A 16612-nucleotide genomic window follows, 5' to 3' on the forward strand; every position below is an offset into this window, starting at 1 on the left:
AAGCCCCCGGGCTTTGCAGCGCGAGGGCTTGAGACAGACCGGTCAGGGCCTTATCAGGCGGATCAGGCGGTCACGCCCTTGGCGATGTCCACGTACTCTTCGATCTGGTTGAAGTTCAAGTACTTGTAGATGGCTTCGCCGTCTTTGTTCACCACACCCATGGCTTCGTGGTATTCGGCCACGGTCGGGAATTGGCCCATCTTGGAGGTGATGGCAGCCAACTCGGCAGACGCCAAATACACATTGGTGTTCTTGCCCAAGCGGTTGGGGAAGTTGCGGGTCGAGGTGGACACGACAGTCGCGCCTTCGCGCACTTGGGCCTGGTTGCCCATGCACAACGAGCAGCCAGGCATTTCGGTGCGGGCACCGGCGGTGCCGAATGCGGCGTAGTGGCCTTCCTTGATCAGCTCGCTCTCATCCATCTTGGTCGGTGGGGCGACCCACAACTTGACGGGGATGTCGCGCTGACCGCCGAGCAACTTGGCGGCTGCGCGGAAGTGGCCGATGTTGGTCATGCAAGAACCGATGAAGGCTTCGTCGATCTTGGTGCCCGCGACTTCAGACAAGAACTTCGCATCATCTGGATCGTTGGGGCAGCAGACGATGGGTTCCTTGATGTCGGCCAAATCGATTTCGATGACGTGCGCGTATTCGGCGTCTTTGTCGGCTTCAAGCAGGTTGGGCGCGGCCAGCCAGGCTTCGACTTTCTCAATGCGGCGGGCCAGGGTGCGGGCGTCGGCGTAACCGTCGGCGATCATGTTCTTCATCAGAACCACGTTCGACTTGAGGTATTCCTGCACCGGCTCTTTGTTGAGCTTGATCGTGCAACCGGCGGCAGAACGCTCAGCAGATGCGTCGGACAATTCAAATGCTTGCTCGACCTTGAGGTTGGGCAGGCCTTCGATTTCGAGGATGCGACCCGAGAATTCGTTGATCTTGCCGGCCTTGGCCACAGTCAACAAACCTTTCTTGATCGCGTACAAAGGAATCGCGTGCACCAAGTCGCGCAATGTCACACCAGGTTGCATTTCGCCTTTGAAGCGAACCAGGATGGACTCGGGCATGTCCAAAGGCATCACGCCTGTGGCGGCGCCGAAGGCCACCAAGCCGGAACCAGCGGGGAAGCTGATGCCGATAGGGAAGCGGGTGTGCGAATCGCCACCGGTGCCGACGGTGTCAGGCAACAACAAACGGTTCAACCAAGAGTGAATCACACCGTCGCCTGGACGCAGAGCCACACCGCCACGGTTGCTGATGAACGCTGGCAATTCGCGGTGCGTCTTCACGTCCACCGACTTGGGGTAAGCCGCTGTGTGGCAGAACGATTGCATGACCATGTCGGCCGAGAAGCCCAAGCAAGCCAAGTCTTTCAACTCGTCGCGGGTCATCGGGCCGGTGGTGTCTTGTGAGCCCACGGTGGTCATCTTGGGTTCGCAGTAAGTGCCGGGGCGAACGCCTTGGCCTTCTGGCAAACCCACCGCACGACCGACCATCTTTTGGGCCAATGTGAAACCGGCTTTCGTGGCCACAGGTGCTGTGGGCAAACGGAACAAGGTAGAGGCTGGCAGACCCAAGAACTCGCGGGCCTTGGCTGTCAAGCTGCGACCGATGATCAAGTTGATACGGCCACCGGCGCGCACTTCGTCAAACAACACATCGCTCTTGAGTTTGAACTCGGTCACGGTGGCGCCGTTTTTCATGATCTTGCCGTCGTAGGGCAGGATGTCGATGACGTCGCCCATTTCGAGTTGGGTCACATCGACTTCGATTGGCAGGGAGCCGGAATCTTCTTGCGTGTTGAAGAAGATGGGGGCGATCTTGCCGCCCAAAGTCACGCCACCAAAACGCTTGTTGGGCACAAACGGGATGTCCTGGCCTGTGGCCCAGATCACGCTGTTGGTGGCCGACTTGCGGCTGGAACCGGTACCGACCACGTCACCGACGTAGGCCACCAGGTTGCCTTTTTTCTTCAGGTCTTCGATGAATTGCATCGGGCCGCGCTTGCCGTCTTCTTCGGGCTTGAACGCTGCGCCTTCGCGGGTGTTTTTCAACATCGCCAAGTAGTGCAATGGGATGTCTGGACGGCTCCATGCGTCGGGCGCTGGAGACAAGTCGTCGGTGTTGGTTTCGCCGGGCACCTTGAACACGGTGACGGTGATTTTTTTCTCGACTTCGGGGCGGGTGGTGAACCACTCGGCGTCAGCCCAGCTTTGCATGACTTCTTTGGCTTTGGCGTTGCCGGCCTTGGCTTTTTCTGCAACGTCGTTGAAGAAGTCGAACATCAGCAGGGTTTTCTTGAGGGCTTCAGCGGCCACACCAGCCACTTCGGCGTCGTCGAGCAATTCGATCAGGGGGTGCACGTTGTAGCCGCCCACCATGGTGCCCAGCAGTTCGGTGGCTTTGGCTTTGGAGATCAAGCCCACCTTGACTTCACCGTGTGCCACAGCAGCCAGGAAGGAGGCTTTCACTTTGGCCGCATCGTCCACGCCCGGTGGCACGCGGTGGGTCAACAAGTCCATCAGGAAGGCGTCTTCGCCTGCAGGTGGGTTCTTGATCAACTCGATCAAGTCAGCGACTTGTTTGGCGTCCAAAGGCAGCGCGGGGATGCCAAGGGCAGCGCGTTCGGCTGCGTGTTCACGGTAGGCTTTCAACATGGTTTTTTCTCCGTTCAGTCAAAGTTTCAAGATTTATCGCCCCATGCCTGTCGTGTCGATCAGGCTGGGCGGGGGATTGGTTTTCATGTTCTCGGCAAAGGCCACTTGTTCGGCATTGGCACATTCATCGGCCAAGCGACGGCCTTTGTTCTGGTCCATCAACATGGACTTGTTGGCCAGCTGCAACCACACAGCGCCCGCTTTGCGGTCTTCCAGCCGGATCGCACCAGTGCTGGTGGCCACAGGGTGCATGCGGTAGCGGAAGCCTTTGCCATGCAAGTAGAAATAACCGGGTTGCGACGCATCGGCCTCCAGACGCACTGTGGCGCCCAGCTCGCAAGGCAATTGGCCTTTGTGCACGCGATCGGCAATGGCCAACTCATCCGGCCCCATGGGGGTCTCTGGTTCGGCCTTGGGGGCCGCTTGGGTTTTGGCTGTGCCGGGTTTGGATTTGGCTTGTGCCGACTTGGCTGTCACCGATTTGGATGCGCTTGCCGTCGCTTGCGACCAAGCAGGCAAGGCCGCAAAGGCCAGCACCAGAATGGCGGTCATCTTTTGCATGTCAATTCCCTTCGGATGAATGGACTTCATCATGAAACAAGATCGGCTGTGTTGCCGGAGCCTGTAAAAAACAACTGTATTTCTGAAGGCAAATGGCGACCGGTCTGGTGCGCACGTTCGAGCAATTGCCAGAAAAACCGGTAGCTGGCCCGGTCGTGCAATTGGCCTGCATGGCTGATCGGCGCCCATTGGGCCGCTTGCGCAGCCAAAATGATCTCGCTGGCCTGGTCGATTTGGGCTTCGCTGGGGGCCATGGCCTCCAGAATCGGGCGGATCTGGTCGGGGTGGATGCTCCACATGCGGGTGTAACCCAGCTCACGGGCCGCTTTTTGGGCGGCCATGCGGATGGCATCGGGGTTTTTGAATTCTGTGACGACGCAGTGCGAGGGCACTTTGCCGTGGGCGTGGCAGGCGCTGGCAATGTCGAGCTTGGCGCGCAACACCAGCGGGTGGGTGAACTGTCCCTCGATGCCCATGCCGTCAGCCGGAATCGCACCGCCATGGGCCGAGACAAAGTCCATCAGGCCAAAGCTGAGCGACTGCACGCGGGGGTGGGCGGCAATGTCAAAGGCGCGGTGCACGGCGGCGGGCGATTCGATCAGCACATGCAGGGGCAAATCAGTCGCGCCTGCGGCCAACAAGGCGGCCTGGGCGTGCTCGACATCGGCCACGGTTTCGACTTTGGGCACCATGATGTGCGTCAAAACCCGGCCTGCTCGGCCTGCGATGTGGGCCATGTCGGCTTCAAAACTGGGGTGGTCTACGGGGTGGACGCGCACCGCGATGCGGGCGTCGGGGCTGGCAGCGGTCGTGGCGAGTGCCATTTCGGTGACCAGTGCAGCGTGTTCGGCTTCGCCACCGACGGGCGCACCGTCTTCGCAGTCCAGGGTGACATCAAAGACGCAGGTGCCGAACTCTTGCGTCATCTCGGCCTGCAGTTGCAGGCTTTTGCGCATCCTCGCTTCGACACCGCTGTAATGGTCACAGGCCGGCAGCGAGACGCTACCGGCTTGCGCACCCAACAGGACGTTGCGAGGATGACTCACTTGGATTTCTCGGCCTGAATCAAATCAGGTGAGCCACGCCAGCTTGCTCGTCGGTCAGCTCTTTCAGGGTCTTGTCGATGCAAGATTGGCTGAACGCGTCGATTTCCAAGCCTTCAACGACTTTGTATTCGCCGTTTTCGCAGGTGACTGGGAAACCGAACATGACATCTTTAGGAATGCCATACCAGCCTTGCGATGGGATACCCATGGTGACCCACTTGCCGTTGGTGCCCAGGGCCCAGTCGCGCATGTGGTCGATGGCCGCGTTGGCAGCCGAAGCAGCCGAAGACAGGCCACGGGCTTCGATGATGGCCGCGCCGCGCTTGCCGACGGTGGGCAGGAACACGTTGGCGTTCCATTCCTGGTCGTTGATCATGGCCTTGACGGATTCGCCTTTGATGGTGGCGAAACGGTAGTCGGCGTACATGGTGGGCGAGTGGTTGCCCCAGACGCACAGTTTTTCGATGTCGGCCACGGCTTTGCCGGTCTTGGCAGCGATTTGCGAAGCAGCGCGGTTGTGGTCCAGACGCAGCATGGCGGTGAAGTTGCCGGGCTTCAAATCAGGCGCGGCCTTCATGGCGATGTAGGCGTTGGTGTTGGCGGGGTTGCCCACCACCAGCACTTTGACGTCACGCGAAGCCACAGCGTTCAAGGCCTTGCCCTGTGCTGTGAAGATGGCACCGTTGATGGCCAGCAATTCGGCACGTTCCATGCCGGGGCCACGTGGACGCGAACCGACCAGCAAGGCGTAGTCGGCGTCTTTGAAGGCGGTCATGGGGTCGCCGTGGGCTTCCATACCGACCAGCAAGGGGAATGCGCAATCTTCGAGTTCCATCATCACGCCGCGCAGGGCTTTTTGAGGGCCTTCGACAGGCACTTCGAGCAATTGCAGGATGACGGGCTGGTCTTTGCCCAGCATTTCGCCAGAGGCGATGCGGAACAACAATGCGTAACCGATTTGACCTGCTGCGCCGGTAACGGCAACGCGGACGGGCTTTTTGCTCATGGTGGAAACTCCAGAAGTGTTGAAAACAAGGGTTGCAGTCCCTGGCCGACAACTTTTGTCAGCAGGTCTGTCCGGCACACCGGACCCGCGCATCAATCCCGACCGAAGTTGAGACGACCGCAAGCAAACAGCTTCGGAGTGTACCCGCGAAAACCCTGATTCGTCAATTTGTCTTATGTCTTATATAAGATATGATGGCGCACCTGACGTGCAACTGACCCGCCCGCCAAATTCAAGCCCATGAACAACACTTCCCCACTGGCCGATGGCGGCTTTTCTGCTGCAGACACACCAGCGTCAACGCCCGCATTCAGCCCGTTGTACCAACAAATCAAGGGATTGATCCTACAAAACCTGCAGTCGGGCGAATGGAAGCCCGGCGAATCGATTCCCAGCGAGATGGAGCTGGCCGCCCGCTACCGGGTCAGCCAAGGCACGGTGCGCAAAGCCATCGACGAGCTGGCCGGAGACAACCTGTTGGTCAGGCGGCAGGGTAAAGGCACCTTTGTGGCCACGCATGCCGAGCAGCATGTGCAGTACCGCTTTTTGAAGCTGGTGCCCGACCAGGGCGACCTGAACACCGAGGGCCCGGCCCAACGCCAGATCGTGGACTGCAAGCGCCTGCGCGCTTCGGCCGACATTGCCCGGGCGCTGGCCCTGCGCGCCGGTGACCCGGTGTTGCAGGTGCGCCGCGTGCTGTCGTTTGCGGGCGTGCCCACCATTTTGGAAGACCTGTGGCTGCCCGGCGCACCCTTCAAGGGCCTGACCGCCGAGCGGCTGGCGGCCTACAACGGCCCGATGTATGGCCTGTTTGAGACCGAGTTTGGCGTGCGCATGGTGCGGGCCGACGAAAAGATCCGTGCCGTGCTGCCCGATGCCACCCAAAGCGAGCTGCTGCAACTGCCCCCAGGCACCCCACTCTTGAGCGTGGAGCGCACCGCTTACACCTACAACGACACCCCGATGGAGCTGCGGCGCGGCTTTTACAGGACGGACAGCCACCACTACCACAACGACCTGAACTGACAAAAAAGCACGACCCCACGTTTTTTCAATACGCATCTGCAATGCTCCTGTCAGTTTGCTGCGTTGCAATAGAATCCAACGGTTTGTCATTCAAAATTACATCCGAGTTACCACCCAGAAAGTGCCCACATGACTGAACTCGCCAAAAAGCGGCCAGAATTCCGCAACATCAACGCCCTGACGGATTTGCCGTCTTACCGCTTGCCAGCGGCAGGCATCGTGTCCATCTTGCACCGCATCAGCGGTTTCCTGATGTTTCTGTTGATGCCCCTCATCATTTGGATGTTCGACAACTCCATCTCGTCCGAATACTCGTTTGCCAAGTTCTCGGCTGCCTTCAACGTGGGCCTGGGCTTTGTGCCCGGCTGGTTCATGAAGCTGGTGGCCTTGGCCCTGATCTGGGCTTACCTGCACCACTTCATTGCCGGTCTGCGCCACCTCTACATGGACGTGTGCCACGCCGTGACCAAGGAATTCGGCAAATCGTCTGCCGTCGTGACTTTGACCCTGAGCATCGGCCTGACCGCTGTGCTGGGTGCCAAGTTGTTCGGTCTGTACTGACCCATCACCCATTTACAAGAAGGAAACAGACCTATGTCCGTGAATTACGGCTCCAAACGCATCGTGACCGGTGCTGGCTACGGCTTTCGTGACTGGCTGGCCCAACGCGTGACCGGTTCGCTGATGGCGATTTTCACCGTGGTCCTGCTGGCCGAAGTGATCTTCACCTCCGGCCCCATCGGCTACGAACAATGGGCGGGCATTTTTGCTGGCCAGTGCATGAAGTTCCTGACCTTCGCGGTCATCATCGCCTTGCTGTACCACGTCTGGGTGGGCATGCGCGACATCTGGATGGACTACATCAAGCCCGTGGCCGTGCGCCTGGTCTTGCACGTGTTCACCCTCGTCTGGCTGGTCGGCTGTGCCGGCTGGGCTGTTCAGGCCCTCTGGCGTCTGTGATTGAGCTGACCTCACAACAAGATTGAGAAACCATGAGCTATACCAAAGATCAAATCACCACCCGCAAGTTTGACGTCGTGATCGTCGGCGCCGGTGGTTCGGGCATGCGTGCTTCGCTGCAACTGGCCCGCGCCGGCCTGAACGTGGCTGTGCTGTCCAAAGTGTTCCCCACCCGTTCGCACACTGTGGCGGCCCAAGGCGGCATCGGTGCTTCGCTGGGCAACATGTCCGACGACAACTGGCACTACCACTTCTACGACACCATCAAGGGCTCTGACTGGCTCGGCGACCAGGATGCGATCGAGTTCATGTGCCGTGAAGCGCCCAAGGTCGTGTACGACCTGGAGCACATGGGCATGCCTTTTGACCGCAACCCGGACGGCACGATTTACCAGCGCCCGTTTGGCGGCCACACCGCCAACTACGGCGAAAAGCCCGTGCAACGCGCTTGCGCTGCCGCTGACCGCACCGGTCACGCCATGCTGCACACCCTGTACCAACAAAACGTGGCAGCCAAAACCAGCTTCTTCGTGGAGTGGATGGCGCTCGACCTGATCCGTGATGCCGAAGGCGACGTGGTCGGTGTGACCGCCCTCGAAATGGAAACCGGCGACCTGCACGTCTTGCATGCCAAGACCGTGCTGATGGCCACCGGTGGTGCAGGCCGCATTTTTGCCGCCTCGACCAACGCCTTCATCAACACCGGCGACGGTCTTGGCATGGCTGCACGCGCAGGCATCCCACTCGAAGACATGGAGTTCTGGCAATTCCACCCCACCGGCGTGGCCGGTGCTGGCGTGCTCTTGACCGAAGGCTGCCGTGGCGAAGGCGCGATCTTGCTCAACAGCAACGGCGAACGCTTCATGGAGCGCTATGCGCCCACCCTGAAAGACTTGGCACCGCGCGACTTCGTGTCCCGCTCGATGGACCAGGAAATCAAGGAAGGCCGTGGCTGCGGTCCCAACAAGGACCATGTGCTGCTCAAGCTGGACCACCTGGGTGCCGACACCATCCACAAGCGCCTGCCTTCGGTGTACGAAATCGGCGTCAACTTCGCCAACGTCGACATCACCAAAGAGCCGATCCCTGTCGTGCCCACCATCCACTACCAGATGGGCGGTATCCCGACCAACATCAACGGCCAGGTCGTGACGCAAAACGCCACCGACAACAACGCCGTGGTGAACGGTTTGTATGCTGTGGGCGAATGCTCTTGCGTGTCGGTGCACGGCGCCAACCGCCTGGGCACCAACTCGCTGCTCGACTTGCTGGTGTTCGGCCGCGCTGCGGGTAACCACATTGTTGACTTCGCCTCCAAGACCAAGTCGCACAAGCCATTGCCAGCCGATGCCGTTGACCGCACGCTGGAACGCCTGAACCGCCTTGAAGGCCGTGGCGGCGAATACGCGCAGGACGTGGCCAACGACATGCGTGCCGCCATGCAGCAACACGCTGGCGTGTTCCGCACCCAAGCCAGCATGGACGAAGGCGTTCAGAAGATCGCCGCCATCCGTGACCGCGTCAATGCCATCGGCCTGAAGGACACATCCAAAGTGTTCAACACCGCCCGCATCGAAGCGCTGGAAGTGGAAAACCTGATCGAAGCCGCCCAAGCCACCATGGTGTCTGCCGCTGCCCGCCGCGAGTGCCGCGGTGCCCACACCGTGAACGACTACGAGCGTCCAGCAGACGATCCAGTCGCGCCATTGGGCCGTGACGATGCCAACTGGATGAAACACACCCTGTGGCACAGCGAGTCGAACAGCCTGACTTACAAGCCTGTGAAGCTCAAGCCCCTCACGGTGGACTCCGTGCCACCCAAGGTCCGCACGTTCTAAAGATTGTCTGGACCGCTCGCCCTAGGCCTGCGGTCCACCACCCGAATACAACAGGAGTTCTTTCATGACCCTACGCACTTTCCAGATCTACCGCTACGACCCCGATAAGGACGCCAAGCCGTACATGCAAACCATCCAGGTTGAACTGGACGGCAACGAACGCATGCTGCTCGACGCTCTGATGAAACTCAAGGCCGTGGACCCCACCATCTCCTTCCGCCGCTCTTGCCGCGAAGGTGTGTGCGGTTCGGACGCGATGAACATCAACGGCAAAAACGGTCTGGCCTGTCTCACCAACATGAACACCCTGCCCGGCACCATCGTTTTGAAGCCACTGCCAGGCCTGCCCGTGATCCGCGACGTGATCGTGGACATGACCCAGTTCTTCAAGCAATACCACTCGATCAAGCCTTACTTGATCAACAGCAGCATCCCACCCGAAACCGAGCGCCTGCAAAGCCCGGAAGAGCGTGACGAGCTGAACGGCCTGTACGAGTGCATCTTGTGCGCCAGCTGCTCGACCAGCTGCCCCAGCTTCTGGTGGAACCCCGACAAGTTCGTGGGCCCTGCCGGTTTGCTGCAGGCCTACCGCTTCATCGCCGACAGCCGCGACGAAGCCACAGCCGAGCGCCTGGACAACCTGGAAGACCCTTACCGTCTGTTCCGCTGCCACACCATCATGAACTGCGTCGATGTCTGCCCCAAGGGTCTGAACCCCACCAAGGCGATCGGCAAGATCAAAGAGATGATGGTTCGCCGCGCTGTCTGATGACCGTCACACCGATGCTTGAAGACGCGTCCCTGGCGGGCGCAGACCGCCTCGCTCCCTTGAGCGAGCGGTCGCTGAGCAAACTCCGTTGGCGCAGCCGACGCGGTTTGCTCGAAAACGACCTGTTCATCGAGCGCTTCTTCCATCGGCATGATTCTCGCTTGACCGTAGGACAGGCCCGGGGCATGTATGTGCTGATGGACCTGTCTGACAACGATCTCATGGACTTGCTGTTGCGCCGCAAGGAACTGCAGCCCGAGATCAGCACCGAAGAGGTGCGTGAAGTCCTGGACATGTTGAGAGCGTGACCCCCACTGGATCACACCTGGAATTTTTGAGGAAACCCACCATGAAACTCGCTGATAACAAAGCCACCCTGTCGTTCTCCAATGGCAGCCCCAGCATCGACATGCCCGTTTACTCCGGCAACATCGGTCCAGACGTGATCGACATCCGCAAGCTGTACGCGCAAAGCGGCATGTTCACGTACGACCCGGGCTTCCTGTCCACGGCATCGTGCCAGTCGGCCATCACCTACATCGATGGCGACAAGGGCGAGCTGCTGTACCGCGGCTACCCCATCGAACAACTGGCCAACAAGGCCGACTACCTCGACACCTGCTACCTGCTGCTCAAGGGCGAGCTGCCTGTCGGCCAAGAAAGCAAAGACTTCCACAACCTCGTGAACCAGCACACCATGGTCAACGAGCAGATGCAATTCTTCCTGCGTGGTTTCCGCCGTGACGCACACCCCATGGCTGTGTTGACCGGTCTGGTGGGCGCCTTGTCGGCTTTCTACCACGACAGCACCGACATCAACAACCCAGAGCACCGCCAGATCGCCGCGATCCGCTTGATCGCCAAGATGCCTACCCTGGTCGCCATGGCCTACAAATACGGCGTGGGTCAGCCTTTCATGTACCCCCGCAACGACCTGTCGTACGCGGGCAACTTCCTGCGCATGATGTTCGGCACCCCTTGCGAAGAGTACAAGGTCAACCCCGTGCTCGAGCGCGCCATGGACCGCATCTTCACACTGCACGCTGACCACGAGCAAAACGCCTCCACATCGACGGTGCGCCTGTGCGGTTCGTCCGGCACCAACCCGTTCGCGGCCATCGCTGCGGGCGTGGCCTGCCTGTGGGGCCCTGCCCACGGTGGCGCCAACGAGGCTTGCCTGAACATGCTGGAAGACATCCAGCGCATGGGCGGCATCTCCAAGGTCGGCGAGTTCATGGAAAAAGTCAAAGACAAGAACTCCGGCGTCAAGCTGATGGGCTTCGGTCACCGCGTTTACAAAAACTACGACCCCCGCGCCAAGTTGATGCAAGAAACTTGCGACGAAGTGCTGAAAGAACTGGGCCTGGAAAACGACCCCCTGTTCAAGTTGGCCAAGGCCCTGGAAAAGATCGCCCTGGAAGACGACTACTTCGTCAGCCGCAAGCTCTACCCCAACGTGGACTTCTACTCCGGCATCGTGCAACGCGCCATCGGCATCCCAGTGAACCTGTTCACCGGCATCTTCGCCCTGGCCCGCACCGTCGGCTGGATCGCCCAACTGAACGAAATGATCAGCGACCCCGAGTACAAAATCGGCCGCCCACGTCAGCTGTTCACCGGCTCCCCACGCCGTGACGTGATGCGTTGATCGGTTCACGCCCCAACCCCGAAAGCCCGCCCTGTGCGGGCTTTTTTCATGGTCAAAGCCAAGTCCGTGCGGGTCAGCCGAATTGACCCCGCTGATGCGTCAAGTCACAACAACTTGAGTGGCTGTGGCCCGGGGCTGTCAGGCCGATTTGCTGGCGCGAAGCGACTGATGAGGCCTGGCAGCCCCGGGCCACAGGCGCGCAAGTCCCCACAACGGCCTGGTCTCGTTCAAGCAAGTCCCCACAGAGACCTCAGTCCTTAAATGGCAGGCAGAGATACCGCCCTCACTCCGCATAAAATGGCAGGCTGCATTGAAGGAAGCCCCATGGCACGTACGCTTTACGACAAGATCTGGGACGAACACGTCGTCCACACCGAAGAAGACGGCACTTCCGTCCTCTACATCGACCGCCATCTGGTGCACGAAGTCACCAGCCCCCAGGCCTTTGAAGGCCTGCGCCAAGCCGGCCGCAAAGTCTGGCGCGTCAGCTCCATCGTGGCCACCGCCGACCACAACACGCCCACCACCGGCTGGGAAATGGGCTACGACGGCATCACCGACCCGATCAGCAAAGAACAAATCACCACGCTCGACGCGAACATGAAGGAATACGGCTCGGCCGCGTTCTTCCCCTTCCTATCCAAGCGCCAAGGCATCGTGCACGTCATCGGCCCTGAAAACGGCGCCACCCTGCCCGGCATGACCGTGGTCTGCGGCGACTCGCACACCTCCACACACGGCGCGTTTGGCGCACTGGCCCACGGCATTGGCACCTCCGAAGTCGAGCACGTCATGGCCACGCAAACGCTCTTGGCCAAAAAAGCCAAGAACATGCTCATCAAGGTCGAGGGCACGCTGGCCAAAGGCATCACCGGCAAAGACATCGTGCTGGCCATCATCGGCAAGATCGGCACCGCAGGCGGCACGGGCTACACCATCGAGTTCGCTGGCTCGGCCATCCGCGCCTTGAGCATGGAAGGCCGCATGACGGTCTGCAACATGGCCATCGAAGGCGGCGCACGCGCTGGCTTGGTGGCGGTAGACGACAAGACCATCGAATACGTCAAAGGCCGTTTGCTCTCCCCCACTGGCGTGGAGTGGGACCACGCCGTGGCTTACTGGAAGACCCTGCAGTCCGACCCTGGCGCGCACTTTGACGCCGTGGTGGAGTTGGATGCCAGCGCCATCGTGCCGCAAGTCACCTGGGGCACCTCGCCCGAAATGGTGCTGGGCATCGACGGCCACACGCCCGACCCGGACAAGGAAAAAGACGACGTCAAGCGCGACGCCATTGAGCGTGCGCTGACTTACATGGGCCTGCAGCCCGGCAAGGCGCTGGCCGACATCAGCATCGACAAAGTCTTCATCGGCTCGTGCACCAACAGCCGCATCGAAGACATGCGCGAAGCCGCCGCCGTGGTCAAGAAACTCGGCCAGAAGGTCGCCAAGAACGTCAAGCTGGCCATGGTCGTGCCCGGCTCGGGCTTGGTCAAAGTGCAAGCCGAACAAGAAGGTCTGCACGAGATCTTCAAGGCCGCTGGCTTTGAGTGGCGCGAACCCGGCTGCTCCATGTGCCTGGCCATGAACGCCGACCGCCTCGAGCCCGGCGAGCGCTGTGCATCGACCTCCAACCGCAACTTCGAAGGCCGCCAAGGCGCGGGTGGCCGCACCCACTTGGTGAGCCCCGCCATGGCTGCGGCTGCAGCCATCCACGGTCACTTTGTCGACGTTCGCAAATTCGCCTGAATGAAAGGAACCCTGCCATGAAAAAATGGATCAGTCTGAGCCTTATCGCTGCTTTGTTGGCGCTTGTCGGCTGCAACACCGTGCGCGGTGTGGGTCAAGATATCGAGAAACTGGGCTCCACCATCGAAGGTGCAGCCAAGAAATAACGCCATGCAAAAATTCACACTTCTCAAAGGCCTGGTGGCCCCGATGGACCGCGCCAACGTGGACACCGACGCCATCATCCCCAAGCAATTCCTCAAGTCGATCCGCAAGACCGGCTTTGGCCCCAACCTGTTCGACGAATGGCGTTACCTGGACGTGGGCTTCCCCGGCCAGGACCCGGACAGCCGCAAGCCCAACCCGGACTTCGTGCTGAACCAGCCGCGCTACCAAGGCGCCAGCGTTTTGCTGGCCCGCAAAAACTTTGGCTGCGGATCATCGCGCGAACACGCGCCTTGGGCCATCGACCAATACGGCTTTCGCTGCGTGATCGCGCCCAGCTTTGCCGACATCTTCTTCAACAATTGCTTCAAAAACGGCCTGCTGCCCATCGTGCTGCCAGAAGCCGTGGTGGCGCAGCTGTTTGACGAAGTCGCGGCCTTTCCGGGCTACCAGCTCACCGTCGACCTGGAGCGCCAAGTGATCGTCAAGCCCCAAGGCGAAGAAATCCCGTTCGAGGTGCAAGCCTTCCGCAAATACTGCCTGCTCAATGGTTTGGACGACATCGGCCTGACCTTGCGCCACGCCGACAAGATCAAGGCTTATGAAGCCGAGCGCTTGGCGACCAAGCCTTGGTTGGCCCACACCGCCAACTGAACATCCACACCGAAGCACCCCTTGTGGGAGGCTGCCCCTGCAGCCGAATGCACGCACACATTTCGGCCGCAGGGGCGGCCTCCTACATGCAGACCCGACATCATGAAAATCGCAGTCCTCCCCGGTGATGGCATCGGCACCGAAATCGTCGCCGAAGCCGTCAAAGTCCTGAACACGCTCGACCTGAAGTTTGAGATGGAAACCGCCCTGGTTGGCGGCACCGCTTACGACGCCTTTGGCCACCCCCTGCCCGAAGCCACGCTCAAGCTGGCGATGGACTCCGACGCCGTGTTGTTTGGCGCGGTGGGCGACTGGAAGTACGACACGCTGGACCGCCCGCTGCGCCCCGAGCAAGCCATCTTGGGCTTGCGCAAGAACATGGGCCTGTTCGCCAACTTCCGCCCCGCCATTTGCTACGAGCAGTTGGTGGGCGCATCCAGCCTCAAGCCTGAATTGATTTCAGGCTTGGACATCCTGATCATCCGCGAACTGACGGGTGACATCTACTTTGGCCAGCCACGCGGTCGCCGCGTGGCCACCGACGGTCATTTCCCCGGCTCGGAAGAAGCGTTTGATACCATGCGCTACTCACGGCCCGAGATCGAGCGCATCGCGCACGTCGCCTTCCAGGCCGCCCGCAAGCGTGGCAAGCGCCTGACCAGCGTCGACAAAGCCAACGTGCTGGAAACCTTCCAGTTCTGGAAAGACGTGGTCACCGAAGTCGGCAAAGAGTACCCTGACATTGCCTTGGACCACATGTATGTGGACAACGCCGCAATGCAACTGGTCAAGGAGCCCAAGCGCTTTGACGTGGTGGTGACTGGCAACATGTTCGGCGACATCCTGAGCGACGAAGCCTCCATGCTGACGGGCTCCATCGGCATGCTGCCCTCGGCCAGCTTGAACACCAAGAACCAAGGCCTGTACGAGCCCAGCCACGGCAGCGCCCCCGACATTGCAGGCAAAGGCATCGCCAACCCGCTGGCCACCATCTTGTCCACCGCCATGATGCTGCGCTTCAGCCTGAACCAGCCCGAAGCCGCCCAGCGCATCGAAGCCGCCGTGCAAAAAGTGCTGGCCCAAGGCCTGCGCACCGGCGACATCTGGAGCGAAGGCACCACCAAAGTGGGCACCGCGCAAATGGGCGATGCGGTGGTCAAGGCGCTGGGTTAAGCCACGACGGATGCTGTCAGGCAGCGCTCAGGCAGCATCCATTACAATTTCGGCCATGTTCCACGCCCGCCTGTTCTCCCTGAACTTCGCTTCTGCCGCCACGGCAGAGCTTGGCGCGCGTGCAACTTCCACAAAAACCACGACCATTAAGGGCTGATCCGGCCTGGTTCGTCGTGCGCCCCCCGGCCAGACGAGCCGGGCAAACAGTCTGGTCTGACACTGTTTTAAAAACTGAAAGGGCGTTGAAATGAGCAAGTTAGTAGGTTTGGTCGGCTGGCGCGGCATGGTCGGCTCGGTTCTGATGGACCGCATGGTTCAGGAAAAAGACTTTGACCTGATTGAGCCGTTGTTCTTCTCCACATCCAACGCGGGCGGCAAAGCCCCCTCGATGGCTAAGAACGAAACCACGCTGCAAGACGCTTTCAACATCGAACAGCTCAAGCGCTGCGACATCATCATCACGGCCCAAGGCGGCGACTACACCTCTGAAGTCTTCCCCAAGCTGCGCGCTGCCGGCTGGAACGGCCACTGGATCGACGCGGCATCGACCCTGCGCATGGAAAAAGACGCGGTGATCATTCTGGACCCGGTCAACATGCCGGTGATCAAGAACGCCATGGCCCAGGGTGGCAACAACTGGGTGGGCGGCAACTGCACCGTCTCGTGCATGTTGATGGGTGTGGGTGCCCTGTACAAGGCCGGTCTGGTCGAGTGGATGAGCACCCAGACTTACCAGGCGGCTTCGGGGGGCGGCGCACAGCACATGCGCGAGCTGCTGACCCAATACGGCACGCTGAACGCCGAAGTCAAAGCCCTGCTGGACGACCCCAAGAGCGCCATTCTCGAGATCGACCGCAAGGTGATTGCCAAGCAACGCGCCCTGACCGGTGCCGAGACCGCCAACTTTGGCGTGCCGCTGGGTGGCTCGCTGATCCCCTGGATCGACAAGGACTTGGGCAACGGCATGTCCAAGGAAGAGTGGAAAGGCATGGCCGAAACCAACAAGATTTTGGGGCTAGGCGAAGGCTTCAACTCTGCGGCCATCCCGGTTGACGGTTTCTGCGTGCGTGTGGGTGCCATGCGCTGCCACAGCCAGGCCCTGACCTTCAAGCTCAAAAAAGACGTGCCCGTGGCCGACATCGAAGCCATGATCGCCGCCGACAACGAGTGGGTCAAAGTGGTGCCCAACACCCGCGAAGCCACTGTGAAAGACCTGACGCCTGTCGCCGTGACCGGCACCATGACCATCCCGGTCGGCCGCGTGCGCAAGCTGGCCATGGGGCCTGAATACGTGGGCGCGTTCACCATCGGTGACCAGTTGCTGTGGGGCGCGGCCGAGCCGCTGCGCCGCATGCTGCGCATCTTGTTGGACGCTTGATGCCTGAAC

Annotated in this window: 16 protein-coding genes; 12 read left to right on the forward strand and 4 right to left on the reverse strand. The window is 60.5% G+C overall.

Translation table 11 applies throughout. The features are described from left to right. Positions 1-62: 62 nt before the first annotated feature. The 4 genes from acnB to ACZ5VE_RS10755 all read right to left on the reverse strand — a co-directional run bounded on the left by acnB (position 63) and on the right by ACZ5VE_RS10755 (position 5267). Positions 63-2654, reverse strand: a complete 2592-nt coding sequence (gene acnB, locus ACZ5VE_RS10740; RefSeq protein ID WP_464455164.1) for a bifunctional aconitate hydratase 2/2-methylisocitrate dehydratase — start codon at positions 2652-2654, stop codon at positions 63-65. A gap of 33 nt (positions 2655-2687) precedes the next feature. Then, positions 2688-3215 carry a hypothetical protein gene (locus ACZ5VE_RS10745; protein WP_464455165.1) on the reverse strand — a complete coding sequence of 176 codons (528 nt, stop codon included), beginning with the start codon at positions 3213-3215 and terminating at the stop codon, positions 2688-2690. A 29-nt stretch (positions 3216-3244) separates the two neighbouring features. Beyond that, entirely contained in the window at positions 3245-4171 is a 927-nt protein-coding gene (locus ACZ5VE_RS10750; RefSeq protein ID WP_464457480.1) for an HpcH/HpaI aldolase/citrate lyase family protein, read from the reverse strand. A gap of 109 nt (positions 4172-4280) precedes the next feature. Continuing rightward, positions 4281-5267: a malate dehydrogenase gene (locus ACZ5VE_RS10755; RefSeq protein ID WP_464455166.1), complete on the reverse strand. Its 987-nt coding sequence runs from the start codon at positions 5265-5267 to the stop codon at positions 4281-4283. Positions 5268-5507: 240 nt separating this feature from the next. On the opposite strand from ACZ5VE_RS10755, the gene ACZ5VE_RS10760 reads away from it, so the two are divergent. From ACZ5VE_RS10760 to asd, 12 genes are all read left to right on the forward strand, one after another. Further along, positions 5508-6293 (forward strand): GntR family transcriptional regulator, encoded by a 786-nt coding sequence (locus ACZ5VE_RS10760; protein WP_464455167.1) that lies wholly within the window; start codon positions 5508-5510, stop codon positions 6291-6293. Positions 6294-6422: 129 nt separating this feature from the next. Beyond that, entirely contained in the window at positions 6423-6854 is a 432-nt protein-coding gene (sdhC, locus tag ACZ5VE_RS10765; protein WP_464455168.1) for a succinate dehydrogenase, cytochrome b556 subunit, read from the forward strand. A gap of 33 nt (positions 6855-6887) precedes the next feature. After that, on the forward strand, positions 6888-7253 hold the full coding sequence (gene sdhD / locus ACZ5VE_RS10770; RefSeq protein WP_464455169.1) for a succinate dehydrogenase, hydrophobic membrane anchor protein: 366 nt from the start codon (positions 6888-6890) through the stop codon (positions 7251-7253). Positions 7254-7285: 32 nt separating this feature from the next. Then, a complete protein-coding gene (gene sdhA / locus ACZ5VE_RS10775; RefSeq protein ID WP_464455170.1) occupies positions 7286-9091 on the forward strand; it encodes a succinate dehydrogenase flavoprotein subunit in 1806 nt (601 codons plus the stop codon). 64 nt (positions 9092-9155) lie between these two features. Beyond that, positions 9156-9860 (forward strand): succinate dehydrogenase iron-sulfur subunit, encoded by a 705-nt coding sequence (locus ACZ5VE_RS10780; RefSeq protein ID WP_464455171.1) that lies wholly within the window; start codon positions 9156-9158, stop codon positions 9858-9860. Continuing rightward, positions 9860-10168, forward strand: a complete 309-nt coding sequence (locus ACZ5VE_RS10785) for an FAD assembly factor SdhE (protein ID WP_464455172.1) — start codon at positions 9860-9862, stop codon at positions 10166-10168. Before ACZ5VE_RS10780 ends, ACZ5VE_RS10785 begins: the two co-directional genes overlap by 1 nt. A gap of 41 nt (positions 10169-10209) precedes the next feature. Next, positions 10210-11508, forward strand: a complete 1299-nt coding sequence (gene gltA / locus ACZ5VE_RS10790; protein WP_464455173.1) for a citrate synthase — start codon at positions 10210-10212, stop codon at positions 11506-11508. A gap of 324 nt (positions 11509-11832) precedes the next feature. After that, complete coding sequence (gene leuC / locus ACZ5VE_RS10795; RefSeq protein WP_464455174.1) at positions 11833-13254, forward strand: 3-isopropylmalate dehydratase large subunit; 1422 nt, start codon at positions 11833-11835, stop codon at positions 13252-13254. Positions 13255-13271: 17 nt separating this feature from the next. Then, the gene (locus tag ACZ5VE_RS10800) at positions 13272-13400 is read left to right on the forward strand and encodes an entericidin A/B family lipoprotein (RefSeq protein WP_464455175.1); all 129 of its coding nucleotides are present in this window, start codon (positions 13272-13274) and stop codon (positions 13398-13400) included. A gap of 4 nt (positions 13401-13404) precedes the next feature. After that, positions 13405-14052, forward strand: coding sequence for a 3-isopropylmalate dehydratase small subunit (leuD, locus tag ACZ5VE_RS10805; RefSeq protein WP_464455176.1), 648 nt, complete (start codon positions 13405-13407; stop codon positions 14050-14052). 102 nt (positions 14053-14154) lie between these two features. Further along, positions 14155-15225, forward strand: coding sequence for a 3-isopropylmalate dehydrogenase (gene leuB / locus ACZ5VE_RS10810; RefSeq protein WP_464455177.1), 1071 nt, complete (start codon positions 14155-14157; stop codon positions 15223-15225). 247 nt (positions 15226-15472) lie between these two features. After that, positions 15473-16603 (forward strand): aspartate-semialdehyde dehydrogenase, encoded by a 1131-nt coding sequence (asd, locus tag ACZ5VE_RS10815; protein WP_464455178.1) that lies wholly within the window; start codon positions 15473-15475, stop codon positions 16601-16603. Positions 16604-16612 lie beyond the last annotated feature (9 nt).

It is taken from the genome of Limnohabitans sp. INBF003 (assembly GCF_055396645.1).

Coding starts and splice junctions, on each gene's coding strand:
- acnB (WP_464455164.1), bottom strand. CDS start 2,654: ATGTTGAAAGCCTACCGTGAACACGCAGCCGAACGCGCTGCCCTTGGC.
- ACZ5VE_RS10745 (WP_464455165.1), bottom strand. CDS start 3,215: ATGCAAAAGATGACCGCCATTCTGGTGCTGGCCTTTGCGGCCTTGCCT.
- ACZ5VE_RS10750 (WP_464457480.1), bottom strand. CDS start 4,171: ATGCGCAAAAGCCTGCAACTGCAGGCCGAGATGACGCAAGAGTTCGGC.
- ACZ5VE_RS10755 (WP_464455166.1), bottom strand. CDS start 5,267: ATGAGCAAAAAGCCCGTCCGCGTTGCCGTTACCGGCGCAGCAGGTCAA.
- ACZ5VE_RS10760 (WP_464455167.1), top strand. CDS start 5,508: ATGAACAACACTTCCCCACTGGCCGATGGCGGCTTTTCTGCTGCAGAC.
- sdhC (WP_464455168.1), top strand. CDS start 6,423: ATGACTGAACTCGCCAAAAAGCGGCCAGAATTCCGCAACATCAACGCC.
- sdhD (WP_464455169.1), top strand. CDS start 6,888: ATGTCCGTGAATTACGGCTCCAAACGCATCGTGACCGGTGCTGGCTAC.
- sdhA (WP_464455170.1), top strand. CDS start 7,286: ATGAGCTATACCAAAGATCAAATCACCACCCGCAAGTTTGACGTCGTG.
- ACZ5VE_RS10780 (WP_464455171.1), top strand. CDS start 9,156: ATGACCCTACGCACTTTCCAGATCTACCGCTACGACCCCGATAAGGAC.
- ACZ5VE_RS10785 (WP_464455172.1), top strand. CDS start 9,860: ATGACCGTCACACCGATGCTTGAAGACGCGTCCCTGGCGGGCGCAGAC.
- gltA (WP_464455173.1), top strand. CDS start 10,210: ATGAAACTCGCTGATAACAAAGCCACCCTGTCGTTCTCCAATGGCAGC.
- leuC (WP_464455174.1), top strand. CDS start 11,833: ATGGCACGTACGCTTTACGACAAGATCTGGGACGAACACGTCGTCCAC.
- ACZ5VE_RS10800 (WP_464455175.1), top strand. CDS start 13,272: ATGAAAAAATGGATCAGTCTGAGCCTTATCGCTGCTTTGTTGGCGCTT.
- leuD (WP_464455176.1), top strand. CDS start 13,405: ATGCAAAAATTCACACTTCTCAAAGGCCTGGTGGCCCCGATGGACCGC.
- leuB (WP_464455177.1), top strand. CDS start 14,155: ATGAAAATCGCAGTCCTCCCCGGTGATGGCATCGGCACCGAAATCGTC.
- asd (WP_464455178.1), top strand. CDS start 15,473: ATGAGCAAGTTAGTAGGTTTGGTCGGCTGGCGCGGCATGGTCGGCTCG.